The sequence below is a fragment of the Herbaspirillum sp. GCM10030257 genome, from assembly GCF_042666555.1.
GTDB lineage: Bacteria > Pseudomonadota > Gammaproteobacteria > Burkholderiales > Burkholderiaceae_D > Noviherbaspirillum.
Genome location: NZ_JBHTDH010000015.1, coordinates 122,390 through 129,385 on the forward strand (window position 1 = coordinate 122,390; position 6,996 = coordinate 129,385).

A 6,996-nucleotide genomic window follows, 5' to 3' on the forward strand; every position below is an offset into this window, starting at 1 on the left:
CAGCGGTAAAAAGTATCTCAATCAATAAAGGAGACGGCACAGATATCGATTCAACGAGGCAAGCCAGGCATCGAGATGCACGCAGAGGCATCCGGAAATCTGTACGGCAAGCCTGTAACACTGCAGACCCCGCTATCGGCGGCGCTCGAAGCAAGAACCAGTGAGAAAGAAGTAAGAATAAGCAGCTCGAAATGTCCACACTGTTGTAGATGCCACTAAATCGAGATTGGAGAAGACTATGAAGACGAAACTCATTCACGCATTGCTACCCGCTCTGCTGACCGCCGCCTTTGCGAGCACTGCCCAGGCGCAGATTAAAGTCGGTGTAACCGTGTCCGCCACGGGTCCGGCGGCATCGCTCGGCATCCCTGAAAAGAATACCTTTGCGTTGCTACCCAAGGAAATCGGTGGGAAGACTGTCGAGTACATCGTGCTTGACGACGCTTCTGACACGACGACAGCAGTCAAGAACGCACGCAAACTGATTACGGAAGACAAGGTCGACGTGCTGGTAGGCTCTACCGTTACGCCAAACTCGTTGGCGATGATCGATGTCGCCGCCGAATCGGAGACACCAATGGTTTCGATGGCAGCATCTGCCGCCATCGTTTCGCCGGTCGACAATCGCCGCCGCTGGGTGTTCAAAACCCCGCAGAACGATTCCCACATGTCCACGGCGATTACCAGCTATATGGCTGACCATGGCGTGAAGAACGTCGCCTTCATCGGCTTCTCCGATGCCTATGGCGAAGGCTGGTTCCGCGAATTCTCGAAGCTCGCCGAAGTACGCAAGATCAATATCGTCGCTAATGAGCGCTTCGCCCGTACCGACACGTCAGTGACCGGCCAGATCCTCAAGATCATGGGCAGCAATCCGGACGCGATCCTGATCGCGGGCTCGGGCACACCGGCCGCGTTGCCGCAAAAGACACTCAAGGAGCGTGGTTACAAAGGCGTGATCTACCAGACCCATGGCATCGCAAATAATGACTTCCTGCGCGTCTGCGGCAAGGACTGCGAAGGAACATTGCTGCCCGCAGGCCCGCTGCTGGTCGCGGAGCAACTGCCTGACAGCAATCCGGTCAAGAAGTCGGCCCTGACCTATAAGGCAGCCTATGAAAAGGCTTACGGCGCAGGCAGCGTGTCCACCTTCGGTGGCCATGCGTGGGATACCGGCGTGCTGCTGTCGGCTGCCATTCCCGAAGCACTAAAGAAAGGTCAGCCTGGCACCAAGGAATTCCGCGTCGCCCTGCGTGATGCTCTGGAAAACCTGAAAAACATCCCGGCATCGCACGGCATCTTCAATATGGGTCCGACCGATCACCTCGGCCTTGACCAGCGTTCACGCGTGATGGTGCAGATCGTCAACGGCAAATGGAAACTGGTCGGCAACGCGAACTGATTGCGTCCGGTACCTGATCAAGGCGCGGCACGGGCCGCGCCTTTTTAAAAGACCTTCATTGCCGGGATCAACATGGATTTATCGATAGCTGCCATCCTTGCGCAGGATGGCATAACCAGCGGCGCAATCTATGCGCTGCTGGCACTGGCCCTCGTGCTGGTGTTTTCCGTTACGCGCGTCATCTTTATTCCCCAGGGCGAGTTTGTCGCTTTCGGCGCCCTCACCCTCGCCGCCATCCAGGCGGACAAATTTCCGCATTCCGCAACCCTGCTGGTCGGACTTGGCATACTCGCTTTTATTCAGGAAGTGTATTTTGTGCTGAGGAATCCGCAGAGCCGGCTCACCGCTCCGCGCGCGACATTGACTAGCCTGGCTAAATTCGTTCTGCTGCCCGTCGCGATTTACTTCCTGACACGCAGCGTTGCGTCGCCGTCCCTGCCGCTCCCGCTGCAGGTCTTACTGACGCTGCTGATCGTCGTGCCGATGGGACCGATTGTTTATCGCCTCGCATTCCAACCGCTTGCTGAAGCCACCACTCTGGTATTGCTCATCGTATCGGTCGGCGTGCATTTCGCCATGATGGGACTCGGCCTGGTGATGTTCGGCGCGGAAGGGTCGCGCACCACACCGTTTTCCGATGCCCGCATCGAAATCGGCACCATGACGATTTCAGGTCAGAGCATTGTGATCGTCGGTGTCTCGGTCGCCTTGATCGCTGCCCTCTATCTGTATTTTGAACGTACGCTGACCGGCAAGGCCCTGCGCGCGACCGCGGTCAACCGGGTGGGCGCACAATTGGTCGGCATCGGCACGACGCAGGCAGGCCGTCTCGCATTCACACTGGCTGCCGCCATGGGTGCCTTGTGCGGCGTGCTGATTGCACCACTGACCACCGTGTATTACGACAGCGGATTTCTTATCGGCCTGAAAGGCTTTGTTGGCGCCATCATCGGCGGACTGGGAAGCTACCCAATCGCCGCCGCAGGCGCCGTGCTGGTCGGTTTGCTGGAATCATTTTCTTCTTTCTGGGCCAGTGCCCTGAAAGAGGTCATCGTATTCACACTGATTATCCCCGTTCTGCTATGGCGCTCCCTGACTTCCAAGCATGTCGATGAGGGAGATGAATAATGCGTAAATCCTTCATCGCCTTCATTGTCCTCGTTGCGCTGCTCCCCATTCTGCCTACGCCGGAATTCTGGATTACGCTGGCCAACTATATCGGCCTCTATTCCATCGTTGCGCTAGGACTGGTTCTCCTCACTGGCGTTGGCGGCCTGACCTCATTCGGCCAGGCGGCGTTTGTTGGCCTCGGAGCCTATGCCACCGGTTACCTGACAACACAGTTTGGCATATCGCCCTGGATCGGACTGCTGACCGGACTAGTCATTACAGCCGCAGTCGCCTTCCTGATCGGCATGCTGACCATGCGTCTTTCCGGTCACTATCTGCCACTCGGCACCATCGCATGGGGCTTGTCGCTGTACTACCTGTTCGGCAATCTCGACTTCCTCGGTCGTTATGACGGACTGACCGGCATTCCGTCGATCAATCTGTTCGGCTTTACCTTGAACACCGGGCGCGAGATGTATTTCCTGATCTGGCTGGTCGTGCTGCTTTCGGTCATCGCCATACAGAATTTGCTGAATTCCCGACCCGGGCGGGCAATCCGCGCCCTAAAGGGAGGCGGCGTGATGGCCGAGTCAATGGGCGTCAATACCGCCTGGATGAAGATTGTCATCTTCGTCATGGCTGCCGTACTCGCCTGTGTATCCGGCTGGCTGTATGCGCATCTCCAGCGGACCGTCAACCCGACGCCCTTTGGACTCAATGCCGGTATCGAATATCTGTTCATGGCGGTCGTCGGTGGCGCTGGTTACGTCTGGGGTGCAATTCTGGGCGCCACGTTAATCACCCTGCTCAAAGACCAATTGCAATTCATCCTGCCAAAACTGCTGGGCGCCAACGGCAACTTTGAAATCATCGTGTTTGGCGTAATGCTGGTCCTGTTATTGCAAAATGCACGTGAGGGTCTGTGGGCCTTCGTGCGCAAGTTGTTTCCGCAGAAACCGCAGGCCATCGCCCCTGACAGTGCCGCTCCACTGCCCATTCGGGCCAAGCATGCTCGCGGTGAAACCGTGCTGAAGGTTATCAATGCACGAAAACAGTTTGGCGGACTGGTGGCGGTCAACGATATGAATTTCGAGGTCAAGGCAGGCGAGATCATTGGCCTGATCGGCCCGAACGGCGCCGGGAAATCGACGATGTTCAACCTTGTCACTGGCGTGCTGCCGGTGACCAAGGGCGAAATCCGCTTCCGTTCCCATGGTGAGCTGAAGCGCATCGATAACCTGAGTTCGCGCGAGATCGTCAAGCTGGGAATCGCGCGTACCTTCCAGCATGTACGGCTCATGTCCACCATGAGCGTCCTGGAGAACGTCGCCATCGGTGCGCATCTGCGGGGCGCGCATAATGACGTCACCGGTATCGCAACCAGTATCGCGCGCCTCAACCGCGGTGAAGAGCAGGCACTGCTCTTTGAGGCAAAGAAGCAACTGGAGCGCGTGGGTCTGGGCAACATGCTGTATGAAGAAGCCGGCAGTCTCGCCCTGGGCCAGCAGCGTATTCTGGAAATCGCACGCGCACTGTGCTGCGATCCTACCTTGCTGCTGCTTGACGAACCGGCGGCCGGTCTGCGCTACAAGGAAAAGCAGGCACTGGCCGACTTGCTCAACAAGCTGCGGGGCGAAGGAATGAGCGTGCTCATCGTGGAACACGACATGGACTTCGTGATGAACCTGACGGACCGCCTGGTGGTAATGGAATTCGGCACCAAGATTGCCGAGGGCCTGCCTCTCGAGGTGCAGCAGAACGAAGCCGTCCTCGAAGCCTATCTTGGGGGCGTCGAATGATTACGACAGGAAGAGTGCAATGACGACCCCCATACTGGAAATCAAGGACCTGCACGTTGCCTACGGCAAAGTGGAAGCGCTGCACGGCGTCAATCTCAAGGTCGGCAGTGGCCAGATCGTCACCGTCATCGGCCCCAATGGCGCCGGCAAATCCACCATGCTGAATGCCATCGCGGACGCGCTGCCGACTACCGGCACCATGCGCGGCGCAGTGTCATTGATTGGGCGCGACATGAATGGCGTGCCGGTTGAAACCCGTGTTGCCCACGGTATGTGCCTCGTGCCGGAAAAACGTGAACTGTTTTCTTCAATGTCGGTGGAAGACAATCTTCATCTCGGTAGTTACCGTCGCTACAAGGCACGCGAGAAAGGTTATGCGGACCAGCTTGAGGTGGTCTATGAACTTTTTCCACGGCTGAAAGAACGGCGCAAGCAGGATGCCGGCACCTTGTCGGGCGGAGAACGGCAGATGCTTGCACTCGGACGGGCGTTGATGGCCAAGCCGCAGCTGTTGATGCTGGATGAACCCAGCCTTGGCCTTGCACCCTTGATCGTCAAGGAAATCTTCAACATCATTGTGAGACTGAAGGCAACCGGCGTGGCGATATTGCTCGTCGAGCAGAATGCACGTGCCGCGCTGCAGACAGCGGATTACGCCTATGTGCTTGAAACAGGCGATATCGTCCTTGAGGGTCCGGCGTCGCAGCTCGCGCATGACCAGAAAGTGATGGATACCTATCTCGGTCTGGCGAAGAAGGCAAACTGACCAAGGCCTCCCGATCCGACTCTTCTATCGGCAATGGTCTTCTGTACGCAGCAATAAAGGAAGGTGCTGGTGCTGAGTAACTCGGCACCTTCCTGCAACATTCCCCGTAAGCCCATCTGCGTTTCCGGCCACCAGGTTCAATTAGCATTAAGCAGACATATCACCTGCGCCCATTTTTGCGCCTTTATTCTGCAGGGACATCTCCTCAGGCTGATTTAGAGGGATTTCATATTGATGTACTGTCGCCTCGGGCCGCCTTGACGCGCCGGGCGGTGTTGCTTGTGCTTTGTGTGGCTCGCCACACGGCGCTCCGCACGCCTTGCCCTGCACGCCAAATCGACCCGCTTCTCCGCACACCAATATGAAACCCGCTCTAAGCCACCAGCCTGAACGCGAATTTATCAGCTTGGTCAAGCCGGCGTAAAAAATCGCTCGCTCATTTCCTCAAGACCGAGAGTCTGCATCATCTCGCGTAACCGCTCGCTCGGGCGGGCGCGCGGCAAATCCTTGAACGTCGCGATGATCAGTTCATTTTTCATTGAATGCTCCCAGCCAACCAGTTCGGTGACGTTGACTTGGTAGCCATGCGCTTCCAGTTGCAGGCAGCGCAACACGTTGGTGACCTGACTCCCAAACTCTCTGGTGTGCAGAGGATGTCGCCAAATCTCGGTCAGGACGCTCTTGCCGATCGCCTTGCCTTTGTTTCGCTTTAAGACCGATGCCACTTCGGCCTGGCAACACGGTACAAGCACAATAAACCTGGCCTTCTTTTCAAGTGCGAAACGGATTGCGTCGTCAGTAGCGGTATTACAGGCATGCAGTGCAGTCACCACATCGACGGTTGCGGGAAGCAGTGGCGAAGTAATGGAATCGGCGACGGACAGGTTCAGGAACGACATGCCAGGAAAACCGAGCTTCTTTGCAAGCTCTTCGGACTTTTTGACCAGTTCATCGCGGGTTTCGATACCGTAGATATGCGCATCCTTGTCAAGAGACTTGAAAAACAAGTCATACAGGATAAAGCCCAGATAGGATTTTCCGGCGCCGTGGTCAACCAGGCTCAGGCTGGGTTGATCTTCGAGAACCTGCTTCAGCAACGGCTCAATGAACTGGTACAGGTGATAAACCTGCTTGAGCTTGCGGCGACTGTCCTGGTTCAGCTTGCCGTCGCGCGTCAAAATATGCAGTTCTTTTAGCAAGTCGATGGATTGACCCGGCTTGATTTCAGGAATGTTTTGCATGGAAGGAGTCCTCGGTGGCCGCACAGGAGATTCGATGGAATCGGCGGCCTGCTTCTACGGGTTGCGACGCACATCGATGGGATGTCGTGCATGGAGAAGCAATGTCAGTAAAGGCGGAATTTTACCTTAGATCGGGAGGGTTCCTGAGACGCAGTGCAGAAGCGCGAAATGTTTTCGAAGTAGCAAGATGTGGTGCGTATGGGGACGGTCCATACGCACCACATCAACGCCGCTATTGCTGTCAGAACGCAGGAATACCCGTTTGCGCACGACCAAGGATCAGTGCATGAATATCGTGCGTCCCTTCATAGGTATTCACCACTTCCAGGTTCACCATGTGACGGATCACGCCGAATTCATCCGAAATGCCATTCCCGCCCAGCATGTCGCGCGCCATGCGTGCCACATCCAGTGCCTTGCCACAGGAATTGCGCTTCATCATCGACGTGATTTCCACGGCTGCGGTACCTTCATCTTTCATGCGGCCCAGGCGCAGGCATCCCTGCAGACCCATGGTGATTTCGGTTTGCATGTCGGCCAGCTTCTTCTGGATCAGCTGATTGGCCGCCAGCGGCTTGCCAAACTGCTTGCGGTCCAGCACATACTGGCGTGCCGTGTGCCAGCATGACTCCGCCGCACCCAATGCACCCCAGGCAATACCGTAACGTGCCGAATTCA

The 6,996-nt window shown here is 56.6% G+C and carries 6 protein-coding genes; 4 read left to right on the plus strand and 2 right to left on the minus strand.

Annotation, left to right across the window (positions count from 1 at the left end):
* The first annotated feature begins 238 nt into the window (after positions 1–238).
* The 4 genes from ACFQUU_RS20585 to ACFQUU_RS20600 all read left to right on the plus strand — a co-directional run bounded on the left by ACFQUU_RS20585 (position 239) and on the right by ACFQUU_RS20600 (position 5,077).
* Positions 239–1,402 (plus strand): ABC transporter substrate-binding protein, encoded by a 1,164-nt coding sequence (locus tag ACFQUU_RS20585; protein WP_382249992.1) that lies wholly within the window; start codon positions 239–241, stop codon positions 1,400–1,402.
* 72 nt (positions 1,403–1,474) lie between these two features.
* Complete coding sequence (locus ACFQUU_RS20590; RefSeq protein WP_382249993.1) at positions 1,475–2,530, plus strand: branched-chain amino acid ABC transporter permease; 1,056 nt, start codon at positions 1,475–1,477, stop codon at positions 2,528–2,530.
* Positions 2,530–4,311, plus strand: a complete 1,782-nt coding sequence (locus ACFQUU_RS20595; RefSeq protein ID WP_382249994.1) for an ATP-binding cassette domain-containing protein — start codon at positions 2,530–2,532, stop codon at positions 4,309–4,311. The genes ACFQUU_RS20590 and ACFQUU_RS20595 overlap by 1 nt, the downstream gene beginning before the upstream one ends.
* A gap of 19 nt (positions 4,312–4,330) precedes the next feature.
* On the plus strand, positions 4,331–5,077 hold the full coding sequence (locus ACFQUU_RS20600; protein ID WP_057291511.1) for an ABC transporter ATP-binding protein: 747 nt from the start codon (positions 4,331–4,333) through the stop codon (positions 5,075–5,077).
* Positions 5,078–5,487: 410 nt separating this feature from the next.
* Here ACFQUU_RS20600 and ACFQUU_RS20605 read toward each other — a convergent pair whose 3' ends face one another.
* Entirely contained in the window at positions 5,488–6,318 is an 831-nt protein-coding gene (locus tag ACFQUU_RS20605) for a class I SAM-dependent methyltransferase (RefSeq protein ID WP_382249995.1), read from the minus strand.
* 241 nt (positions 6,319–6,559) lie between these two features.
* Positions 6,560–6,996 (minus strand): acyl-CoA dehydrogenase family protein (locus ACFQUU_RS20610; protein ID WP_382249996.1); only part of this gene is annotated, 437 nt, incomplete at its 5' end.

Coding starts and splice junctions, on each gene's coding strand:
- ACFQUU_RS20600 (WP_057291511.1), top strand. CDS start 4,331: ATGACGACCCCCATACTGGAAATCAAGGACCTGCACGTTGCCTACGGC.
- ACFQUU_RS20605 (WP_382249995.1), bottom strand. CDS start 6,318: ATGCAAAACATTCCTGAAATCAAGCCGGGTCAATCCATCGACTTGCTA.
- ACFQUU_RS20590 (WP_382249993.1), top strand. CDS start 1,475: ATGGATTTATCGATAGCTGCCATCCTTGCGCAGGATGGCATAACCAGC.
- ACFQUU_RS20595 (WP_382249994.1), top strand. CDS start 2,530: ATGCGTAAATCCTTCATCGCCTTCATTGTCCTCGTTGCGCTGCTCCCC.
- ACFQUU_RS20585 (WP_382249992.1), top strand. CDS start 239: ATGAAGACGAAACTCATTCACGCATTGCTACCCGCTCTGCTGACCGCC.